General features: G+C 64.6%; 19 protein-coding genes. 5 read left to right on the forward strand and 14 right to left on the reverse strand.

All coding sequences use genetic code 11. The features are described 5' to 3' along the window. Positions 1-9: 9 nt before the first annotated feature. The 5 genes from HELO_RS03050 to betC all read right to left on the reverse strand — a co-directional run bounded on the left by HELO_RS03050 (position 10) and on the right by betC (position 6,889). Positions 10-831: a M90 family metallopeptidase gene (locus HELO_RS03050; protein ID WP_013331333.1), complete on the reverse strand. Its 822-nt coding sequence runs from the start codon at positions 829-831 to the stop codon at positions 10-12. Positions 832-835: 4 nt separating this feature from the next. After that, entirely contained in the window at positions 836-2,413 is a 1,578-nt protein-coding gene (locus tag HELO_RS03055) for a bifunctional GNAT family N-acetyltransferase/carbon-nitrogen hydrolase family protein (RefSeq protein WP_013331334.1), read from the reverse strand. 70 nt (positions 2,414-2,483) lie between these two features. Further along, complete coding sequence (locus HELO_RS03060) at positions 2,484-3,404, reverse strand: DMT family transporter (RefSeq protein ID WP_013331335.1); 921 nt, start codon at positions 3,402-3,404, stop codon at positions 2,484-2,486. A 107-nt stretch (positions 3,405-3,511) separates the two neighbouring features. Next, complete coding sequence (locus tag HELO_RS03065) at positions 3,512-5,161, reverse strand: BCCT family transporter (RefSeq protein WP_013331336.1); 1,650 nt, start codon at positions 5,159-5,161, stop codon at positions 3,512-3,514. Between the two features lie 195 nt (positions 5,162-5,356). Then, entirely contained in the window at positions 5,357-6,889 is a 1,533-nt protein-coding gene (gene betC, locus HELO_RS03070) for a choline-sulfatase (RefSeq protein ID WP_013331337.1), read from the reverse strand. A gap of 105 nt (positions 6,890-6,994) precedes the next feature. On the opposite strand from betC, the gene HELO_RS03075 reads away from it, so the two are divergent. After that, complete coding sequence (locus HELO_RS03075) at positions 6,995-7,891, forward strand: LysR family transcriptional regulator (RefSeq protein WP_013331338.1); 897 nt, start codon at positions 6,995-6,997, stop codon at positions 7,889-7,891. A gap of 23 nt (positions 7,892-7,914) precedes the next feature. Here the strand turns inward: HELO_RS03075 and HELO_RS03080 are convergent, their stop codons facing one another. The 5 genes from HELO_RS03080 to glcD all read right to left on the reverse strand — a co-directional run bounded on the left by HELO_RS03080 (position 7,915) and on the right by glcD (position 12,556). Next, entirely contained in the window at positions 7,915-8,181 is a 267-nt protein-coding gene (locus HELO_RS03080; RefSeq protein ID WP_013331339.1) for a DksA/TraR family C4-type zinc finger protein, read from the reverse strand. A 71-nt stretch (positions 8,182-8,252) separates the two neighbouring features. Then, positions 8,253-8,654, reverse strand: coding sequence for a heme-binding protein (locus tag HELO_RS03085; protein ID WP_013331340.1), 402 nt, complete (start codon positions 8,652-8,654; stop codon positions 8,253-8,255). 64 nt (positions 8,655-8,718) lie between these two features. Beyond that, positions 8,719-9,951 (reverse strand): glycolate oxidase subunit GlcF, encoded by a 1,233-nt coding sequence (gene glcF, locus HELO_RS03090; RefSeq protein WP_013331341.1) that lies wholly within the window; start codon positions 9,949-9,951, stop codon positions 8,719-8,721. Position 9,952: 1 nt separating this feature from the next. Further along, the gene (glcE, locus tag HELO_RS03095; RefSeq protein ID WP_013331342.1) at positions 9,953-11,047 is read right to left on the reverse strand and encodes a glycolate oxidase subunit GlcE; all 1,095 of its coding nucleotides are present in this window, start codon (positions 11,045-11,047) and stop codon (positions 9,953-9,955) included. Positions 11,048-11,056: 9 nt separating this feature from the next. Continuing rightward, positions 11,057-12,556 carry a glycolate oxidase subunit GlcD gene (glcD, locus tag HELO_RS03100; RefSeq protein ID WP_013331343.1) on the reverse strand — a complete coding sequence of 500 codons (1,500 nt, stop codon included), beginning with the start codon at positions 12,554-12,556 and terminating at the stop codon, positions 11,057-11,059. A 414-nt stretch (positions 12,557-12,970) separates the two neighbouring features. Here glcD and HELO_RS03105 point away from each other — a divergent pair, with 414 nt between their 5' ends. Continuing rightward, on the forward strand, positions 12,971-13,678 hold the full coding sequence (locus HELO_RS03105; RefSeq protein WP_013331344.1) for a glutathione S-transferase N-terminal domain-containing protein: 708 nt from the start codon (positions 12,971-12,973) through the stop codon (positions 13,676-13,678). 15 nt (positions 13,679-13,693) lie between these two features. Here the strand turns inward: HELO_RS03105 and HELO_RS03110 are convergent, their stop codons facing one another. Together HELO_RS03110 and uraD are read right to left on the reverse strand one after the other, a co-directional pair. Next, positions 13,694-14,317: a phosphoribosyltransferase gene (locus HELO_RS03110; RefSeq protein ID WP_013331345.1), complete on the reverse strand. Its 624-nt coding sequence runs from the start codon at positions 14,315-14,317 to the stop codon at positions 13,694-13,696. A 58-nt stretch (positions 14,318-14,375) separates the two neighbouring features. Further along, positions 14,376-14,900: a 2-oxo-4-hydroxy-4-carboxy-5-ureidoimidazoline decarboxylase gene (gene uraD / locus HELO_RS03115; RefSeq protein WP_013331346.1), complete on the reverse strand. Its 525-nt coding sequence runs from the start codon at positions 14,898-14,900 to the stop codon at positions 14,376-14,378. 199 nt (positions 14,901-15,099) lie between these two features. On the opposite strand from uraD, the gene uraH reads away from it, so the two are divergent. The 3 genes from uraH to HELO_RS03130 all read left to right on the forward strand — a co-directional run bounded on the left by uraH (position 15,100) and on the right by HELO_RS03130 (position 17,626). Beyond that, positions 15,100-15,453: a hydroxyisourate hydrolase gene (uraH, locus tag HELO_RS03120; RefSeq protein ID WP_013331347.1), complete on the forward strand. Its 354-nt coding sequence runs from the start codon at positions 15,100-15,102 to the stop codon at positions 15,451-15,453. Positions 15,454-15,504: 51 nt separating this feature from the next. Then, on the forward strand, positions 15,505-16,761 hold the full coding sequence (locus HELO_RS03125; RefSeq protein ID WP_013331348.1) for a urate hydroxylase PuuD: 1,257 nt from the start codon (positions 15,505-15,507) through the stop codon (positions 16,759-16,761). 124 nt (positions 16,762-16,885) lie between these two features. Beyond that, the gene (locus tag HELO_RS03130) at positions 16,886-17,626 is read left to right on the forward strand and encodes a GntR family transcriptional regulator (RefSeq protein ID WP_013331349.1); all 741 of its coding nucleotides are present in this window, start codon (positions 16,886-16,888) and stop codon (positions 17,624-17,626) included. A gap of 43 nt (positions 17,627-17,669) precedes the next feature. Here HELO_RS03130 and HELO_RS03135 read toward each other — a convergent pair whose 3' ends face one another. Both HELO_RS03135 and HELO_RS03140 read right to left on the reverse strand, forming a co-directional pair. Further along, positions 17,670-19,118, reverse strand: a complete 1,449-nt coding sequence (locus HELO_RS03135; protein WP_013331350.1) for an NCS1 family nucleobase:cation symporter-1 — start codon at positions 19,116-19,118, stop codon at positions 17,670-17,672. Between the two features lie 75 nt (positions 19,119-19,193). Then, the gene (locus HELO_RS03140) at positions 19,194-20,576 is read right to left on the reverse strand and encodes an NCS1 family transporter (RefSeq protein ID WP_013331351.1); all 1,383 of its coding nucleotides are present in this window, start codon (positions 20,574-20,576) and stop codon (positions 19,194-19,196) included. Between the last annotated feature and the right edge of the window lie 3 nt (positions 20,577-20,579).

Here is a 20,579-nt window from a genome sequence, read left to right on the forward strand (position 1 = left end):
GCCGGGCATTCAGGTGCGGTCGGCAGGAGCGGTCCCGGTGTGGCAGGACAGCGGATCCTGCCGAAAATAGCGTGACAGCAGGTCGTAGAGGGCCGGATAGGCCTCGTGCAGTATGCGGGGTGCGGTGAAGAAGTATTCGCAGGAGACCGCGAAGCATTCGCCGGGATGGCTGGCGGCATAGTCGTCGATGGGCGTGGCCTCGCCGCGTGCGAGGCGTGCCTGAAGATCGTCCCAGACGGCGGAGAAGGTGCGGTGCCATTCCTGGGGGGCCATGTCGCCCGAGAGCGGCGGATAGCCGTCGGCATCCAGGGAGTTGCCCATGTCCAGCTTGTGGGACAACTCGTGGATCAGCACATTGAAGCCGTTCAGGCCACCGCTGGCCATCAGGTCCGGGTAGGCGACCACCACTGGCCCCTGGTGCGAGGTCTCGCCGGCGCGCTCGTCGTCGTACTCATGCATCACGCCGAATTCATCCATCTCTTCGACCCGGCGGTGAAAGGCCTCGGGCAGGATCAGGATCTCGTGCACGCCGGCCAGGGCGTCGCGATGGTCGCGCTCGTTCCAGCCAAGGGTCAGCAGGCAGGCCTGGGCCGCCAGGGCCAGGCGCGCGGGAGCGTCGAACTCGACGTGTTCGGCCACCAGGTCGGGATGCAGGCTCAGGCGCTTGTCGTGCACGAAACGCCAGGCCCGGTGGCCCAGTCGATCGGCCAGGTCGGCGGGCAGGGCGGCGAGCAGCGGCAACCTGGCCCGAGCCTCCCGCCAGTCGTGCTCGGGGAAGGGGTGGCGCGCCTCGAAACGTGCGGCACGCCAGCGTCGCAGACGTTGCAGCACGGTGTCAGCCTTCCTCCACGCCGGTACGGCCACCGGATTTCCAGGACCAGTCGCGCCAGCGCAGGTCGAACAGGTCCTGGCGGCGGTCCTTGAGATTGGTCACCGAGCCCTCGTTGCGCACCACCTTGAGGCGGTTCAGGTCGAGGTCGGAAAACATGATCATCTCGGTGTTGGGGGTGGTCTCGGCGAGCACCGCATCGTGGGGAAATGAAAAGTCCGAGGGCGAGAACACCGAGGATTGGGCGTACTGGACGTCGAGGTTCTCGATGGACGGCACGTTGCCGACGCTGCCGCACAGCACCACGTAGCACTCGTTCTCGATGGCCCGGGCCTGGGCGCAGTGGCGCACCCGCAGGTAGCCGTTCTTGGTGTCGGTCCAGAAGGGCACGAAGAGGATGTCCATGTCCTGGTCGGCCAGCAGCCGCGAGAGTTCGGGAAATTCCACGTCGTAGCAGATCTGGATGCCGACCCGGCCGGCGTCGGTCTCGAAGACTTGCAGCTCTTCGCCGCCTTCGATCACCCAGTCGCGGCGTTCCTGGGGCGTGATGTGCAGCTTGGCCTGGCGCTCGACAGTGCCGTCGCGATGGCAGAGATAGGCGACGTTGTAGAGGTGGTCATCCTCGGCGACCTCGATCATCGAGCCGGCCACGATGTTGATGTTGTAGGAGACCGCCATGCGCGACAGTTCGGTCTTGAAGCGTTCGGTGAAGCCGGCCAGAAAGCGGATGGCGGCCAGCTGGTCCTGCTGGGCGGCGCGATCCTGCAGGCCCATCAGCGGCGCGTTGAACAGCTCCGGAAAGACGGCGAAGTCACTCTGGTAGTCGGCCAGGGCATCGACGAAATATTCCACCTGCTGCAGCACCGCCTCCACCGAGGCGAATTCGCGCATCTGCCACTGTACCGCGCCGACGCGAACCTGGGTGCGGCGTGTCTCGAGCACCCGCTCCGCCGGCTCGAAGAGAATGTTGTTCCACTCCAGCAGGGTGGCGTAGCCCTGGGATTTCTCGTCCTCTGGCAGATACTTGCGCAGCAGCCGCTTGACCTGGAAGTCGTTGGCCAACTGGAACGACAGGATGGGATCGTGGATTTCCTTGCGGGCCACCTTGTCGATGTACTCGGTGGGCGACAGCTCATCGGCGTACTGGTGGTATTGGGGGATGCGCCCGCCGGCGAGGATCGCCCGCAGGTTCATCGAGCGGCACAGCTCCTTGCGAGCCTCGTAGAGGCGTCGGCCCAGCCGATAGCCGCGATAGGCCGGATGGATCAGCACATCGAGGCCGTACATGGCGTCGCCTTCGGCATCGTTGAGGATGATCTCGCGCTGGCCGATCAGGTCGTCGTACTGGTGAGGGTTGGAGAAGTCGTCGTAATCCACCCGTACCGTCAGTGCCACGCCGACCAGGCGTCCATCGTCCTCGATGCCGATCTGGCCGTCCGGAAACTCCTCGATCAGCCGCTCCATGGTGTGTTCCGGCCAGGCGCCGCCGAGATCGTCGTAGACGGCGTCCATCAGCGTCTTGAGCTGGGGATAGTCATCCGGCGTCAGGTTGCGCAGGTTGAGATGGAGATCATCGAGAGACATGGCGCGTCCTTTATCCTGTCGAGGCGGCGAAAGGGCAGTCTAGCATGCCTGGCAGGTCGCACCTCCAGCGTCATGGCCGGCGTCCCGGCGCGTCGTTAGGTGCCGGGGCGGTGCGGCCCAAGGGCGACGTCAGGGTCTGCGCCATGATGACACCGGCGAGCACCAGGGCGCCGCCGAAGACATGGAACAGGGCGAGTCGTTCGCCGAGGACGGCCATGGCGATGAGGGCGCTGAACAGCGGCATCAGATTGATGAAGATGCTGGCGCGACTGGCGCCGATACGACGGATGGCCAGCATCCACAGGTAGGTCGTGACGATGGAGGCCGGAATGCCGGCATAGGCAATGAGGCCGGCGTTGCTCGAGGTGACCGGAGTCATGGGGCCGAGCAGGTAAGGCGGCAGCAGGATCAGCACGGCGCAGATCACCTGGCCGTAGAGCAGGACCCAGGGCGGCAGCTCGAGCGGCCAGCGCTTGAGCATCACCCCGTAGAGGGCATAGCAGGTCGCCGCGACCAGCATCAGTGCATCGCCGCTGGCGATCTCGAGCTCGAGCAGTGACAGAGGATTGCCGTGTCCCAGCAGCAGGGCGACGCCGCAGAGAGCGAACAGCCCGCCGAGGATACCGCCGACGCTCGGCGGCTCCCGCAGGATCAGCGCACTGAGCAGCACGGTGAGCAGTGGCACCATGGCGGCGAGGATGCCCATGTTGGTGGCCGAGGTGGTTTCGGCGGCGACATAGGCGAGCCCCTGCCAGAGTCCCATGCCCAGCAGGCCGAGCACGGCCAGCTTGGGCCACTCGCGACGCAGGGTGTCGCGATACCGCCAGGCGGCGGGTGCGACGAAGGGCGTGAGGACCGCGAGTGCCAGCAACCAGCGGAGAAAGGCGATGCTGCTTGGCGCGATGGCGCCGACGGTGAGCTGGTTGATGGTCATGTTGCCCGACCAGATCAGCACGGCGCCGAGTGGCGGCAGGAAGAGAAGTAACGGCATGACGACCCTGATGCGACGAAACGGGGCCCCGTTCGTCGGGGCCCGGAAATGGTGTTTCGATGATACGGGGGAATCGATGAGAGTGCTAAGGGAGGCGAGTGATGACGTCAGGCGGCCTGGCGGCGCAGTTGGCGCAACTCGCCGTTGAGTGCCCTGATGATCGAGTAGCACATCAGAATCATCACGATGGAGAAAGGTATCGCCGTTGCCGTCACCCCCGCCTGGAGTGCCGACAGCCCGCCGCCGAGCAGCAGCACGATGGCGATCAGGCCTTCCACCGCCGCCCAGAACATGCGCTGGGGCCGGGGGGCATCGATCTTGCCACCGGCGGTGATGGTGTCGATCACCAGCGAGCCGGAGTCCGACGAGGTGACGAAGAAGATCAGCGCCAGGATGATGCCCAGGGTCGACATCAGGCCCGACAGCGGCAGCTCGTTGAGCATGCCGAACAGCGACAGCTCGGGGCTGTAGTTGTCGATCACGTATTCCTTGACCAGGCTGCCGGCCGGGTTGGCATAGAGCTGATCGAGGGCCGTGGCACCGAACACGCCCATCCAGATGAAGATGAACAGGCTCGGGATCAGCAGCACGCAGATCACGAACTCGCGCACCGTACGGCCCCGCGAGACGCGGGCGATGAACATGCCGACGAAGGGGGCCCAACTGACCCACCAGGCCCAGTAGAAGATGGTCCAGGCCTGGCGATAGGCATCGTCCTCGCGGCCGAAGGGCGCCGACAGCGGCATGAACTCCGTGACGTAGGTCTCAAGGCCGGTCCAGAAGCCGCTCAGTGCCGCCAGGGTCGGGCCGGCGAACAGCACGAAGAAGAAGAACAGTACGGCCATGACCATGTTGATCTCGGAGAGCTTCTTCACGCCGCCCTCGAGTCCGCGCCACACCGAGACCAGCGCGACCGCCGTGACCAGCACGATGACGATGACCTGGGTGGTCGCATTGACGTCCAGGCCGAAGACGAAGTTCATTCCGGCGTTGGCCTGCTGGGCGCCTAGGCCGAGCGAGGTGGCCAGGCCGAACAGGGTGGAGAACACCGCCAGGATATCGATGGCGTGGCCCCACCAGCCCCAGACGCGCTCGCCGAGGATCGGGAAGAACGCCGAGCGAATGGAGAAGGGCAGGCCCTTGTTGTAGGTGAAGATGGACAGTGCCAGCGCCATCACCACATAGACGGCCCAGCCATGGATACCCCAGTGCAGGTAGGTGCCGGCCAGCCCCATGGCGGTGGCGTCGGCGATAGCGTTCGGATTCAGTGCCCCGTCGGCGCCAAAGGGAGAGGCAATGCCCAGCGGCAGAGAGACATTGGCGTGGTAGACCGGCTCCAGCACGCCGAAGAACAAAAGCCCGATACCGATGCCGGCCGCGAACAGCATCGCGAACCAGGACAGATAGCCATGATCGGGGCGGGCATCGGGCCCGCCCAGGCGGACCTTGCCGTAGGGCAGTACGACCAGCGCCAGGCAGAACAGGATGAAGCCGTCCACCACGATCATGAAGTAGCTGTCCAGGGTGCCGGTGGAGAAACTGACGATGGACTGGAAGATGCTGCCTGCCTGCTGCGGAAACAGCAGGGTGAGGACGATGAAAATGATCGAGGCCAGCGCCGAGACGACGAAGACCCGGTTGTGGATATCGAAGCCGAAGGGGCCCAGTCGCCCCTGGATATTGTCCTGGCCGACGACGTAATCCGTCTGCATGTCGCTTGTCACTGCAGGAGGCGTCGGGTCGCTTGGAATGCTCATGGGAGACTCCTCCTCTGACCGGCAGTGGAGTCACATGCAGGTTGGCCGGCAGGCGGTCCCAGGAAGATGGGCGGATGAGTGCGACTTGTTGTTGCTGGATGTCGTGTCATGTTGAATGCCTCTCATCTTGTTATCACGGTATCGATGGCATCGTTGTCGTCGAACAGGGCTGGCCCGGGGCGGCCGGTGACCCCCTCATGCCGGAGCGGTGTCGGGGGTCGGAAAGCGTGAACGTGCCTCGAGATCGTCCAGGTCGATAGTATTGCGCATGTACTGGGTGCTGGCATCGAATTGCGGCTGATGATCCCAGGTCGTCACCTTGCCTTTCATGAGCGATCGGGCGATCAGCTTGCGACGACGCTGGCTATCGACTACCTGGTCGTAGAACTCATCGAGATTCCAGCGCCGGGCCACTTCCTCGCGGAATTCCTGGCGCAGCTCCCGATAGTCATCCAATTCGGCCAGGTTGGTCAGTTCCAGGGGATCGGTCTCGAGATCGAAGAGCTGGTCCGGGTCGGGTGCCGAATGGACGAACTTGTAGCGTCCGCGACGAATCATCAGCAGGGGGGCGATGGCGCCTTCGCCGCAGTATTCGCCGATCACTTCGTCGTGACCGCCCCGGCCCGTCAGGTGGGGGAGCAGGCTGCGGCCATCCAGGGGAACCGCATAGTCGGGGGCTTCACCGCCGTTGCCAAGCTCGGCGAAGGTCGGCAACAGGTCGACGGTGGAGACCGACTGGCTGACCCGGCCAGGGGAAAATCGCTTGGGGGCATGCACGAGCATGGGGACGCGTGCCGAACGCTCGAACCAGCTCATCTTGAACCAGAGACCCCGCTCACCAAGCATGTCGCCATGATCGCCGGAGAAGACGATGATGGTGTCCTCGTCCAGTCCGGTTTCCTCGAGTGCCTTGAGCACCTTGCCCAGTTGATCGTCGACGTAGCTGATTTCCCCGTAATAGGCGTGTCGTGCATTGCGGATCTGCGCTTCGTCGAGCGTGTTTTCGTCGAGCTGATAGATATAGCGCAGCCGTTGGGAGTGAGGGTCCATCAGATCGCGCGAATAGGGAACGCTTGGCATGTCGATTTCGTCATGCTCGTAGCGATCCCAGTATTCCCGGGGAATGGTGTAGGGGTCGTGCGGGTGCGTCAGCGAGACCGTCAGACAGAAGGGGCGCTGCTCTCCATTGCGGGCGTAGTCGTAGAGGAAGCGTTGGGCGCGAAAGGTCACTTCATCGTCGAAGTCGAGTTGATTGGAGCGCACGCAGGGCCCGGCCTGAATGACCGATGACATGTTGTGGTAGTAGCTGGGGCGTTTGTCGAAGTTCTCCCAGTCGACGTACCAGCCGTAGTCGGCCGGATAGATGTCGGTGGTCAGGCGCTCCTCGAAGCCATGCAACTGGTCGGGGCCACAGAAGTGCATCTTGCCGGATAGCGCGGTGAGGTAGCCGGCATCGCGAAGATAGTGGGCGAAGGTCGGGGTATCGGCCGGCAGGTCGGCAGCATTGTCATAGGCGCCGATGCGCGATGGCAACTGGCCCGCCATCAGAACGAAACGCGATGGGGCGCATAGCGGGCTATTGCAGTATGCCGAGTCGAATACCACACCTTCGCTGGCCAGGCGCGACAGGTTGGGCGTCTTGACGACGGGGTGGCCGTAGAAGGGCAGCGAGGGGGCGGCGATCTGATCGGCCATCAAGAACAGGATATTGGGCTGACGAGCAGTCATTGTTGGGCTCCCGGTCATGGTGGGGGATAGCATGCTGTCAGTCTCTCTACTAATGCTTTACTCTGTAAACTCGGTGTTTTTTTATGTCATGTATTAGCTGAGGGAATGTCATTGCTGGACAGGAAAGTCTCGCCGAACAGCTTGCGCGTCTTCGAGTCGGCTGCCCGGCATCTGAGCTTCACCGCCGCGGCCCGGGAACTGCGTTCCACGCAGTCGGCCATCAGTCAGCAGATTCGCGCCCTCGAGGAGCAGCTCGGCTTGCGCCTGTTCGATCGGGTGTACCGAGGGGTGAGATTGACCGAGCCTGGCCAGTCGCTCTTCGCCAGCGTTCGGGAAGGCTTCTCCCTCATGGAGAAGACCATCGAGCAGTTGCAGCAACGGCACCGCAATCCCCGGTTGAACATCCTGACCGACTTTTCCCTGGCATCGTATTGGCTGATGCCCCGCTTGCCGGCGTTTCGGCGCGATCATCCGCATATCGATGTGCGCATCATGACCAACCAGGGAGGAGTGGACTGGCGCGGGCAAGAGGCAGATGTGGCGATCGCGTTCTGCGACGCCCGGACGTTGGAAGACAGGCCGCGCCTGTTTCACGAGGACGTCTTCCCGGTCTGCAGCCCGGGGTTTCTCGAGATGCATGGGGCCATTGAGGATCCGACGCGGCTCGCCGAGTTGCCCTTGTTGACGCTGACGGCCGACCAGGGCCAGGGCTGGCTGGACTGGCCGAGTTACTTCGAACGCCTGGCCGGCATGGCCTACGGCGAGTCATCGGAGTTGATCTTCAACAACTACACGTTGTTGATTCAGGCGGCGATTGCCGGTCAGGGCGTGGGGCTCGGCTGGAAGGGACTGGTGGATGACTTGATCGAGCGCGACATGCTGGTGGGACTGAGCCACCTCAGGGTGGCAACGTCCTGCGGCTACGGACTCATCGATGTCGATCCGAGTGATGAGGCCCCGGCCAAGCGGGCCTTTCTCGACTGGGTGATGGCGAATCGGTGACGTCGGCAGGGCGCGTCGCTGATTCAGCGGAGCTGACTGTCCTTGCTGCCGCGGCGGTTGAAGGCGCTGGTGGCGCTGTCCCGCTTGTCGCGTTCGGCCTGGCAATCGATGCACAGGCGCACGCCGGGCACCGCTTCCCGGCGCGCCTCGGGGATCGGGGCGTCGCATTCCTCGCAGTGGCTGAGGCTTGCACCGCTCGGCAGGCGGCTGCGCGAACGCCGTACGGCGTCGTCGACCGTGCTTTCGATCTGTTCCTGCACGCCACCGTCTTTTGCCCAGCCGCCTGCCATGTCAGGCCTCCTGAAGATATGTTCGCTGTCCAGGTTTCAGCTTAGCGATTCACGCGAGCGCCGACCAGCGGTCATAGCACTGCGGCGATGCCGGATTTCGCCACCTGGGCATCCTGGTCGGCCTTGACGCCGGAGACGCCGACGGCGCCGATCACCTGGCCGTCGATGACCACCGGCACGCCGCCTTCGAGCAGCCCTTCCAGCGGTGCGGAAAGAAAGGCGGTGCGTCCCTCGTTGATCATGTTCTCGAAGAACTGGGTTTCCTTGTGGCTGAGGGCGGCGGTACGCGCCTTGCGGGCGCTGATCATGGCGGTCATCGGCGAGGCGCCGTCGAGCCGGCGCAGGCCGAGCAGCTCACCGCTGTCGTCGGCCACGGCCACGGTGATGGTCCACTGGTTGGCTTCGGCCTCGCGCTGGGCGGCGTCGAGAATGGTGTTGACCTCGGCGAGGCCGAGAATGGCTTTGGTCTTCATGAATGACTCCTTGTGGTTGTATTGAATCAAGAGCTAAGGGCTCATGGCCTGGTTGGGTGCTTTGTCATGACAACGCTTCGTCGACGAGTTCGATCCAGTGTCGTACCGGCGTGCGGTCGGCACCGGCGAGGTGGCTCTGGCAACCGATATTGGCCGTCGCGATGACGTCTGGTCGGCCTTCTTCCAGGGCGTCGAGCTTGTTGTCGCGCAGTTGGGTGGCAAGCGTCGGTTGCGTGATGGAGTAGGTGCCCGCCGAGCCACAGCAGAGGTGGGCGTCGCGTACCGGCGTCAGTTGAAAACCGAGCCGGGCGAGCAGGCCCTCGACATGGCCACCGAGCCGTTGGGCATGCTGGAGGGTGCAGGGGCAGTGAAAGGCGAGCCGCCCGTTGTTCTCGAGTGACAGGCCGTCGAGCGGCTCGTCCTCGAGGATTTCCACCAGGTCCCTGGCCAGGGCGCTGACGCGGGCGGCCTTGTCGGCGTAGGCCGGATCATGGGCGAGCATCTCGCCATATTCCTTGACGAAGGCGCCACAGCCGCTGGCGGTCTGGACGATGGCCTCGCAGCCGGCTTCGATATGCGGCCACCAGGCGTCGATATTGGCCCGCGCCCGGTCGCGGCCGGCGTCCTGGGCGTCGAGATGGAAGTCGACGGCGCCGCAGCAGCCGGCCTCGGGGGCCGGCGTCAGGCCGATGCCGAGCCGGTCAAGCACGCGCGCGGTGGCGGCATTGGTGTTGGGCGACAGACTGGGCTGGACGCATCCTTCGAGGATCAGCATCTGGCGCTCGTGGTCCCGCCCCTCGGGTCGGATGCCGGCGTCCACCGGCGTGGCGGGCAGCTTTTGCTTGAGCGTACCGGGTACCACTGGCTTGAAGGTCAGGCCGAGCTTGAGCAGGGCCCGGAAGCGCCGGGGATCGACCAGCGCCTTGCGCAGACCGAAACGCAGGGCACGTTCGCCGGCCTTGCGTGGCACGCGGCGCTCGATCTCGGCGCGGCCGATGTCGAGCAGCTTGTGATATTCCACGCCGGAAGGGCAGGTGGTCTCGCAGTTGCGGCAACTGAGGCAGCGGTCCAGGTGCAGCCGCGTCTCCTCGGTGGCCTGATGGTCGTCGTCGCGGCTCTCCAGCAGCGTCTTCATCAGGTAGATGCGGCCGCGCGGGCCGTCGCGTTCGTCGCCCAGCAACTGGTAGGTGGGGCAAGTAGCGTTGCAGAAGCCGCAGTGCACGCAGGTGCGCAGGACCCGCTCCGCCTCGCGGAGATGCGGCTGCTCCAGGTCTTGCTCGGTGAAATGGGTCTGCATGTCAAAGCTCCGCGTAGAGTCGCCCGGGATTGAAGATGCCGTTGGGGTCGAGCTCGGCCTTGAGCCGCCGGTGGTACTTGGCAAGCACCGGCGACAGAGGCGTGAAGGGGCTGTCGGTGCCGGCTGTCCAGCGCGTGGCGTGGCCGCCCAGGCGCACCGCCTCGGCATGCACGCTCTCGTCCGGCGCGGCGCTGCGCAGCCAGCGCTGGGCGCCCGCCCAGTCGTGAAGCATGGTGGCCTCGTCGACATCCTCCAGCTCGGGCGCGGGCGCCTGCTGGGGAAGCGAGAGCCGCCACAGTGACCGCGGATCGTCCTGCCGAGTGAAGAAGTCCAGGTGCTGTTCCCGTAGCGACGCCCAGAAGGCGTCGTCCAGGGCGTCGCCGCCGAGTCGTTGGCCCGTGGCCTCGACCGAGCCGGGGCCACCTTCCAGGCGGATATGGAGGGCGCCGTCGAACCAGGTGGCGGCGGTGATCGGCAGCGGCTTTTGGCCCCATTCGACGAGGCGACGGCGGGCTTCGGCGAGGGGCATCTCGAGGCGCAGGCTGCGTTGGGCGGCCGGCTTCGGCAGTACCTTCAGGGAGACTTCGGCGAGCAGGCCGAGGCTGCCCTGGGCACCGACCATCAGCCGCGACAGGTCGTAACCGGCCACGTTCTTCATCACTTCGCCGCCGAAGCGCAGCGATTCGCCGTGTCGGTCGATCAGGCGGATGCCCAGCACGAAGTCGCGCACGCTTCCGGCCCAGGGGCGGCGCGGCCCCGACAGACCGCTGGCGACCATGCCGCCGACGGTGGCGGTGTCGCCGAAGTGAGGTGGTTCGAAGGGTAGCCGTTGCCCCTGCTCGTCGAGGCGCGCTTCCAGCTCGGCCAGGGGCGTGCCGGCGCGGACCGAGACGATCAATTCCACCGGGTCATAGCGGGTGATGCCGCAGTGCTCGCGGGTGGAGAGTGTCTCGCCAGTGACGGGCCGGCCATGGAAGGCCTTGGTGTCGCCGCCGACGATACGCAGCGGCGTGCCCTCGGCATCGGCGCGGCGGATGCGCTCGCCGAGTGCCTCGCTGATGTCCCGGTCCGGCAGGGAGTGATGCTGTGATGCCATGATGACTCCTCAGAAACGGGGCAGCTCGGGGTGTGGCAGCTCGCCGTGGTGCACGTGCATGGCACCGAACTCGGCGCAACGGGCCAGGGTGGGAATGTTCTTGCCCGGGTTGAGCAGGCCCACCGGATCGAAGGCTGCCTTCACGGCGTGGAAGGTGGTCAGCTCGCCGGTCGGGAACTGGACGCACATCTGGTTGATCTTCTCGCGCCCCACGCCGTGCTCACCGGTGATCGAACCGCCGGCCGCCACGCAGGCTTCGAGTATCCGGCCTCCCAGGGCCTCGGCACGTTCGAGCTCGCCTTCGCGGTTGGCGTCGAACAGGATCAGCGGGTGCATGTTGCCGTCGCCGGCATGGAAGACGTTGGCGACCCTCAGGCCGTACTCGGCGGAGAGTTCGGCAATGGTGCCGAGGACCTCGGGCAGGGCGCGGCGCGGGATGGTGCCGTCCATGCAGTAGTAGTCCGGCGAGATGCGTCCCACCGCCGGGAAGGCGTTCTTGCGGCCGGACCAGAAGCGCGCCCGCTCGGCCTCGTCGCGGGCGAGTCGGATATCGGTGGCGCCGGCGCTTTCGAGCACGCCGCGTACCGTGTCGACGTCGTCGTCCACGTCGGCCTCCACGCCGTCCAGCTCGCAGAGCAGGATCGCTTCCGCCTCCACCGGGTAGCCGGCGTGGATGAAGTCCTCGGCGGCGCGAATCGCCAGGTTGTCCATCATCTCCAGGCCGCCGGGGACGATGCCCGCGGCGATGATGTCGCCCACCGCCTTGCCGGCCTTGCCGACGTCGTCGAAGCTGGCCATCACCACCTTGGCCGTCTCGGGCTTGGGCAGCAGCTTGACGGTAACCTCGGTCACCACGCCGAGCATGCCTTCGGAGCCGTTGAACAGCGCGAGCAGATCGAAGCCCGGGGCATCCAGGGCCTCGCCGCCGAGTCGCATCCGTTCGCCCTCGAGGGTGACGATCTCCAGGGCGAGCACGTTGTGCACCGTCAGGCCGTACTTCAGGCAGTGCACGCCGCCGGCATTCTCGGCCACGTTGCCGCCGATGGAGCAGGCGATCTGCGACGACGGGTCGGGTGCGTAGTAGAGCCCGTGGGGGGCCGCCGCTTCGGAGATGGCCAGGTTGCGAACGCCGGGCTGGACGCGGGCGATGCGCGCCTCCGGATCGATGCTCAGGATGCGCTGGAAGCGCGACATCACCAGCAGCACGCCGCGCTCCAGCGGCAGGGCACCGCCGGACAGTCCGGTGCCGGCGCCGCGCGTGACCACGGGGACGCCGAGCTCATGGCAACGGCGCATCAGGGTGACGACCTGATCGAGATCACTGGGCAAGGCCACCAGCATGGGCAGTACGCGATAGGCGGCCAGACCGTCGCACTCGAAGGGACGCAGGTCCTCCTCGCGGTGCAGCAGGGTCATGCCCGGCAGGGCGGTTTGCAGCTCGGCGAGCACCTCCGCCTTGTCGCGGCGGGGCAACTCGCCGTCGAGTCGCTCGTCGAAGAGGAGATTCATGGTGGCTCCGGTGTCACGGAATGGCATCCACTGATCTCGATGCTAGGGAATAGTGCATCATAAATCTATGGAATTATTTTCCGTTTTTTGCGGTCGATGGAGTGGATAGCACGGCGACCGCCCTTGGCCGAATCGCCGCCCTGTCCCGTCATGCTGTACCACGATAGGCGCTGTTGACGGCTCTGGCGACTCCAGGATCATTGGTCTTACCAGTTGCGACGAGATGACCGTCGAATCCCGTGGGCGTCATCAGGCTGGCGATTCAAGGGGTTGGCTGGCATTTCAAACACGGCTTCCCCGTCGTGGCGTACGAATGGCTATACCAATGGACAAGAGGCGTGCTGGCTGCATTGGCGGGAGGGGACAACTGCTGGCACTATCGGCACTTCCCTTTATCGAATGCGAGGAGTCGGCATGACACGGGTGCTCTACGATCTCTGTGGCCTTGACGAGGCGCTGCGTTTTTCTCCCTACTGCTGGCGGGTACGCTATGCCCTGGCCCACAAGGGACTCGATGTCGAGACGCGCCCCTGGCGCTTCACCGAGAAGCAGGCCCTGGCCTTCGCCAATCATGACAAGGTGCCGGTGCTCGTCGATGGCGAGACGGTCGTCCCCGAAAGCTACGAGATCCTGCGTTACCTGGACCGCACCTATCCCGAGGCGCCGCTGCTGGGTGACGGCGTGGCGGATGCGCGCGGGCGTTTCTTTGCACATTATGCCGAGCGTTCCCTGGCACCGGCGATGCTGCGCATCATCATCATGGATCTGCTCAGCGCCATTCATCCCGACGACCGCGCCTATTTCCGCGAGTCCCGCGAGAAGCGCTTCGGCCGCAGCCTGGAGGAGTTCCATTCGCCGGTGAGGGGGCTTTCGCAGCTCGATACCGCTCTGGAGCCGTTGCGCGGACGCCTCGCGGAGGCGCCGTATCTCGATGGCGAGGCACCGGGCGGGGCCGACTACATCGTCTTCGGCAACTTCATGTGGGCGCGTTGCGTCTCCAGCGCCGACCTGGTCTCCAATGCCGATCCGGTCTATGCCTGGCTCGAGCGCATGCTCGACCTGTATGACGGGCTGGGCCGCCAGGCGACGCGGATTACGGATATTGAGGGCGCTTACCGCTGAAGAGCGGGAGGGCTCTTATCCCGGCTGGCTGCCCAGTAAGCGAATCACTTCATCGTCGTCGACCGGCTCGAAATCGGCGTAGAACTGGCCGACGGCACGAAAGTGCGCCGGTGCCTCGGGGCAGATCACCTCGTCGGCGAGACGTTCCAACCGTGCCAGGGTTTCCGGTGGCGCCACGCCCAGGGCGGCGATCAGGCGCGCCGGGCCGCGTGGTCGCAGGCTTTCCAGTGCGGTTGTCATGGTCGCTCCGGTGGCGCTGCCATCATCCACCACCACGACGATGCGCTCGGCAGGATCGATGGGCGCGCGCACCGGCGTATAGCGCTGGCGGCGTTCCGCGATCAGTGCCTGCTGTCGTTCGATTTCCCGGTTGATCGCGGCCTCGCCGAAGCGATTGGCGGTGTCCTCGAGCCAGATTCGGTCACCCTCGCCGACGGCACCGATGGCGAATTCCGGGTTGCCCGGCGCGCCGAGCTTGCGCACCAGCACGACATCCAGCTCGCCCTCCAGGATATCGGCGATGCGTCGCCCCATGGGCACGCCGCCCCGGGGGATGGCGAGAATCAACGGATTCTGCCCTTTCAGATGGGAGAGCCGCCGTGCCAGCGACTCGGCGGCTTCCAGTCGATGACGGAACATCGCGTCGTCCTCAATGCCGCTTGCCGTTCCGTCAGTATAGTGCGCCTGCCCCGAGCGTTCAGGCGACGCGGTCGTGCAGGCGGAAGGCTGCGATCCGGTTGATCTGTTCGATGGCGGTGCGGCGCTCTTCGGCGGGATCGTTCTTCAGGCGCGTCTCGAAGGCGTCGAGAATGGCATGGCGGTCGCTGCCCTTGACGGCCATCACGAAGGGAAAGCCGAACCGCGCCTTGTAGGCCTCGTTCAGGCGTTCGAAGCGGGCCATCTCTTCCGGCGTGCACTGGTCGAGGCCGGCGCCGGCCTGCTCCCGGGTGGAGTCGTCGGTGAGTTCGCCGGCGATGGCGGCCTTGCCGGCCAGGTCGGGGTGGGCGCGAATCACTTCCAGCTGACGCTCGGCATCGGCCGAGGCGAGCACCTCGCCCATGACGGCGGCGAGTCCTTCCGGAGTGTCCTGAGCGGCGCCCAGACCACGTTCCCAGGCCAGCTCGGCCACCCAGGGCGAGTGCTCGTAAATGTCACCATACTGATTAATGAAGGCGGCCCGATCCAGCGTGCTGGGACGGGGGGAGAGCTGCTTGTCACTCATGGCGGAGGTCTCCTTGCGGGTCGGGAAATCAGGTTAGCATTGTCGTGTTCCTACAAACTGTATACAAAAAATGTTTTGAAATGTACCCTTGATGGTACTAAAAGTGTCTTCAAAGCGACGCGTCCGCTGGCGCCGCCATCGAGGGTGAGCGTCAGGCAAGGCATGGGCACGTCGGTTCCATCGACTGGAGGAGAAACACATGGGATACCTGACGACACACGTGCTGGATACATCATCGGGGCTTCCGGGCAAGGGCATCCGCATCGAGGTCTATCGCCTCGAAGGCGACGAGCGCACCCGGCTGACCGAGGTCGTCACCAATGACGACGGTCGTTGCGATGCCCCCATCCTGGAAGGCGAGGCCTTCAGCGTCGGTGAATACGAGCTGGTCTTCCATGCCGGCGAATACCTGGATCGGCAGGGTGTGCCCGGCGATGCGCCGCGCTTTCTGGACGTGATTCCGCTGCGCTTCGGCGTGGCCGATGCGTCCCAGCATTATCATGTGCCGCTGCTGCTGTCGCCCTACAGCTACTCCACCTATCGGGGTAGCTGAGGGAAGCGTTAACCAAGACAACAACCGCATAATTCCAACGAGGCCTGACCGATGGAAGCCTATTTACTGGATTTCGCCAACCTCCTGTTGAGGTGGCTGCATGTGATCGCCGCCATTGCCTGGATCGGCGAGTCGATCTATTTCGTGATGCTGGACAACAGCCTGCGTCCTCCCAAGGCGGACGAGGACAAGCGCAAGGGCGTGTTCGGCGAGATGTGGGCCGTGCACGGCGGTGGCTTTTACCATAACCAGAAGTACGCCAGTGCCCCGGCAAAGCTGCCCGAGGATCTGCACTGGTCGTTCTGGAAGTCCTACGCCACCTGGCTTTCCGGGTTCGGGCTGTTCGTGCTGCTGTACATGGCCAATCCGAGCTTCTATCTGGTCAATCCCGGCAGCGACTGGGCGTGGGCCGCCAATCTGAGCGGCTGGCAGGCCAATGTGGTGGCGCTGCTGTTCCTGCTCGGCGGCTGGGTGGTCTATAACGAGCTGTGCAAGCGCATCAGCCCCAATATGGATCGCGACGGGATTCTGAGTCTCGCCGTGGCCGTGATGATGGTGGTGGTCGCCTATCTGAGCACCCAGATCTTCTCCGGCCGGGCCGCCTTCCTGTTGACCGGCGCGGTCATGGCCACCGCCATGTCGGCGAACGTCTTCTTCTGGATCATCCCCGGCCAGCGCCGCATGGTGAAGGCGATGAAGGCCGGCGAGACGCCGAATCCGCTGGACGGCAAGCGGGGCAAGCAGCGCTCGGTGCACAACACCTACTTCACGCTGCCAGTGGTGTTGCTGATGATCAGCAACCACTACTCCTTCGCGTATTCCCACGACCTGGCCTGGGTGATCATGACGTTGTTCATCTTCGCCGGGGCCTTGATCCGCCAGTTCTTCGTGCTGATGCACGCCGGTCAGATCAAGCCGGCCTATCCGGCTGCCGGGGTCGTCCTGATCCTGGTGGCGGTGTGGATCGGCGCGCCGGCCAGCGGCGGCGGCGATGCCACGACTGCACCCGCCGAGGCCAGCGCCACGACGAACGCCGAGTCGGGCGAGCCGGTGGCGGCTTCCGGTGTCGAGGCGGCCGGGCACGCCGAGCAGATCATCATCGATCGCTGCGCCCAGTGCCATGCCGAAAACCCGACCTATGACGGCTTCGCGGCGGCGCCGGCCGGCGTGGTGCTGGAAACGCCCGAGCAGATCCTGCGCCAGGTCGGGCAGATCAAACAAGTGGTGGCGAGTGGCTACATGCCGCTGGGCAACGTCACCAAGATGACCGACGGGGAGCGCAGCGAGATCGCCAACTGGTCGCCCTGAACCGGTTTCGACCCGCTACGCAGCGACCCGCCGCCCGCCGATTTCGGCGGGCGGCGGTCGTGTCGACGACAGGAATGCGTATACAATGAGCGGCGTATCGGGTTTGCAGGGAGATGAGCGATCCATGAACCAGCGTCGGGCCGCAACCGAGCACAAGACCAACGAAAGGGTGGGTCGTCCCGGCAAGAACGGGGATGGCCCCGAACGTCACGAGACGATCTATCACGCCATCAGCGATGCCATCATCGAGCACCGTCTGAAACCCGGTGCCCGGCTGCGCGAGGACGCCTTGTCCGAAGTGTTCGGCGTCAGCCGCACCGGCATCCGCAAGATCCTGCAGCGTCTCGCCCTGGAGCAACTGGTGACGCTGACGCCCCGGCGGGGCGCGAGTGTCACGCGGCCCACCGCCGACGAGGCCAAGGATGTCTTCGATGCCCGCCAGATGATCGAATGCGGTCTGATGCCGGAGGTCGCACGGCGCATGACGCCGGAGGCAGCCCAGGAGTTGCGTGACATGGCGCGTCGCGAACGCGAGGCGCTCAAGGGTGGCGAACAGAGTGCCGCCATCAAGCTTTCCGCCGCCTTCCACGGTCGACTGGCGCGCCTGTCGGGCAATGCCACCCTGGCGGATTTCGTCGAGCGACTCTGTTCGCGCTCCTCACTGATTCTCGCCGTCTATGGCAATGCCGGTCACCTGGGCTGCGAATCCCACGACCATGAAGACCTGCTGGGCTTTCTCGAACAGGGTAATGGCGAACGCGCCCAAGCCTTCATGAGCCGCCACCTGAAAGCCATCGAGGCGTCCCTCTCCATCCATGAGGAGGAAGAGGAAACGCCGGATCTGTATCGCATCTTTTCCGCTTGAGCGCAGACCAGCTTCCCGCGCTGGTCTTGGCGTGCTCTGACCGTCAGCCGGTGGTGACGGGCTGGCGCTGCCCCAGCATCAGCAGATAGTGGAAGAGCCCGCCCAGGGCGGCGCCGATCAGCCAGGCGTAGCCGCCCAGTGCCTCGAGAGCCGGTACCCAGACCGAAGACACCGAAAACAGCGCGGCCAGGGCGAAGGCCACCAGGGCACGACGGTTCCAGCCCTTGACGTAGTGATAGGCGCCGTCCGATTCGCAGGAGAAGACATCCTGAATGTTCAGGCGCTGGCGCTTCAGCAGGTAGTAGTCGACCACGATGATGCCGTAGAAGGGCGCTACCACCGCGCCCAGGGCGTTGACGAAGCCGGCAATGCCGATCTTGCTGATGACCGACATCCACAGGGCACCGACGAAGAAGGCGATCACGGCGGTGATCAGTCCACCAATACGGAAGCTGATGCGGCGTGGAAAGAGGTTGGCCAGGTCATAGGCCGGCGGGATGAAGTTGGCGACCAGATTGATGCCCACGGTGGCGGCGAAGAAGGTGACGGCGGCGACGATGGTCAGCGGCAGTGAATCGACGCGATCGATGATGTCCGACGGATTGGTCAGCGTCTCGCCGAACAATGCCAGGGTGCCGGCCGTGATGATCAGGGCGATGAAGGAGAAGAAGGCGACGTTGAGCGGCAGGCCCAGCAGGTTGCCGAGTTTCATCTCGCGCTCGCTCTTCACGAAGCGGGTGAAGTCGCCGAAGTTGATCACCACGGCGGCGAAGTAGGCGATCATGGTGCCGGTGATCGCCATGAAGGCGGTCACGGAATTGCCCTCGTAGTCGCTGGCGCCACTGAAGATGGTGCTGATGGCCGGAAGAAGATCGCTGCCGGCCTGGAACCAGATGATGAGCATCAGCACGACCATCACCACGTAGACCAGCGGGCCTGCCCAGTTGAGAAAGTGCTTGATGCGCTCGATCCCCTGCCAGAACAGGGCAATCTGGAAGCACCAGACGATCACGAAGGACAGCCAGTCGAGGGCCGTCATGCCGAGCCACTGGCCGCCTGGATCGCCGAACAGCGAGGTGAGCAGCAGCGACACCGCGGTGGAAGCGAAATACGTCTGCACGCCGTACCAGAAAATGCCGATGATGGCGCGCAGCATGGCCGGGAAGTTGGCGCCGTGGACGCCCATGCTGGCGCGGATCATCACCGGGAAGGGGATGCCGTACTTGACGCTTGGCTTGCCGGTCAGGTTGACCAGCACCATCACCACGAAGCCGGCGAGCACGATGGCCGCCATGACTGCCCAGCCATTGAGGCCATAGGAAATGAACAGCGAGGCCGCCAGCGTATAACCGAACAGACTCTGGATGTCGTTCGACCAGACATTGAAGATCTCGAACCAGCCCCAGGTGCGTCGTTCGGACTTGATCGGTGCGAGATCGTCATTGTACAGGCGTGGATCGCGGTGCTGGATATCCAGTTCTTGGTCCGTCATGAAACGTTGCCTTTTTGTCTTGTTGGACAATGAAGGCCCTCCACGGAAGGGAGGGCCCTCACGTTATCGCAAGGCTCAGTCGCGAAAGCGTTGGCAGGGCGCCCAGTAGTTCATCAACAGATAATAGGTCAGGCCCGCCGGGATCAGGCTGGCGTACCAGGACACGGTGGAGATGCTGAAGGCCGCGATCACGCCCACTGCAGTGGCCACCAGGGCGGCGACATTGACGCCGCGGTAGGGGCCGTTCTCGTCGTACAGCTTGCCGAGATCCAGGGTGCGGCGGCGGATCAGATAGTAATCCACCACCAGCACCGCAAAGATCGGGCCGAGGAAGGCCGAATAGGTCTGCACGAACATCTGCAGGCCAGCGGCGGATTCGTCCTTGACCAGTTCCCAGGGGAAGGTGGCGAAGGCCAGCAGGCCGACGATCACGGTGGCGGTGCGAAACTTCAGCTTGAAGGCATCCATCAGCACATAGGTCGGCGGTACCACATTGTTGAGCACATTGGTGGTGACCTGGGCGAAGGCGATGAACAGCAGGGTGGTCATCAGCAGTGGGGTATTGTCCACGGCGTTGGCGAAGACCTTGATCGGATCCGCCACGCCGGTCGCCTCGGACACCATGTAGCCGATCAGTCCCATGAACATCGTGCAGGGCAGGATCGACATGGCGTAGATCGTGGTCAGCAGGCCCGGACCTGTGCCTGTCTTGTGCTCCCGGGAATAGTCGCTGACGTTGAGCATCATGGTGCTGTAGATCCCCAGGAACAGCATGGTAGCGCCCCAGAACGGCATGCCCCAGGAGCCGTCCATGGTCAGCATGCTGGCGGAGAGTTCGTCGCCGTAGCGCTGAATCGTGCTGTAGAACATGTAGACCAGCGAGCACAGGATGAAGGCGCTGCCGATGTTCTCCAGCCATTTGATGCCCTGAAAACCCAGTACTGACAGGGCGATCTGCAGCAACTGGAAGGTGATGAAGAAGAAGATGAGGTTGTCGAAACCGAACAGGGTCGCCGAGACCATGTTCAGGGCTCCGGCGCCGATCCAGCTCTGGAAACCGTACCAGACGATGGCCGGCACGGCGCGCACCAGCCCCGGCAGGCGGGTGCCGGAAAAGCCGAAGGCGCTGCGCGCCTGAACCATGAAGGGAATGCCGTACTTGTAGCCTGGAGCACCGTTCAGGGCCAGGGCGAGGCCGATCACGAAGCAGCCGATGGCGATGGCCAGGGTCGCCTGGATCAGGTTGAGGCTTCCAACGACGCTGGAGCCCATGGTGAAGGTGCCGATCGAGACGCAGCCACCGAACCAGGCCAGCAGATAGGAAGTGCGTCCCATGATGCGCGTCTTCTGGGGCGCCAGGGATTCGTTGCCTGCCGACTTGGTGCCTGATTCGGGAGCGGGCGGTGCCGTGGGAGCGGCCTTGGCGCCATGCGGGGCGCCCGTGGGGGAAGGTGCCATGGT

The organism is Halomonas elongata DSM 2581 (assembly GCF_000196875.2).
GTDB lineage: Bacteria > Pseudomonadota > Gammaproteobacteria > Pseudomonadales > Halomonadaceae > Halomonas > Halomonas elongata.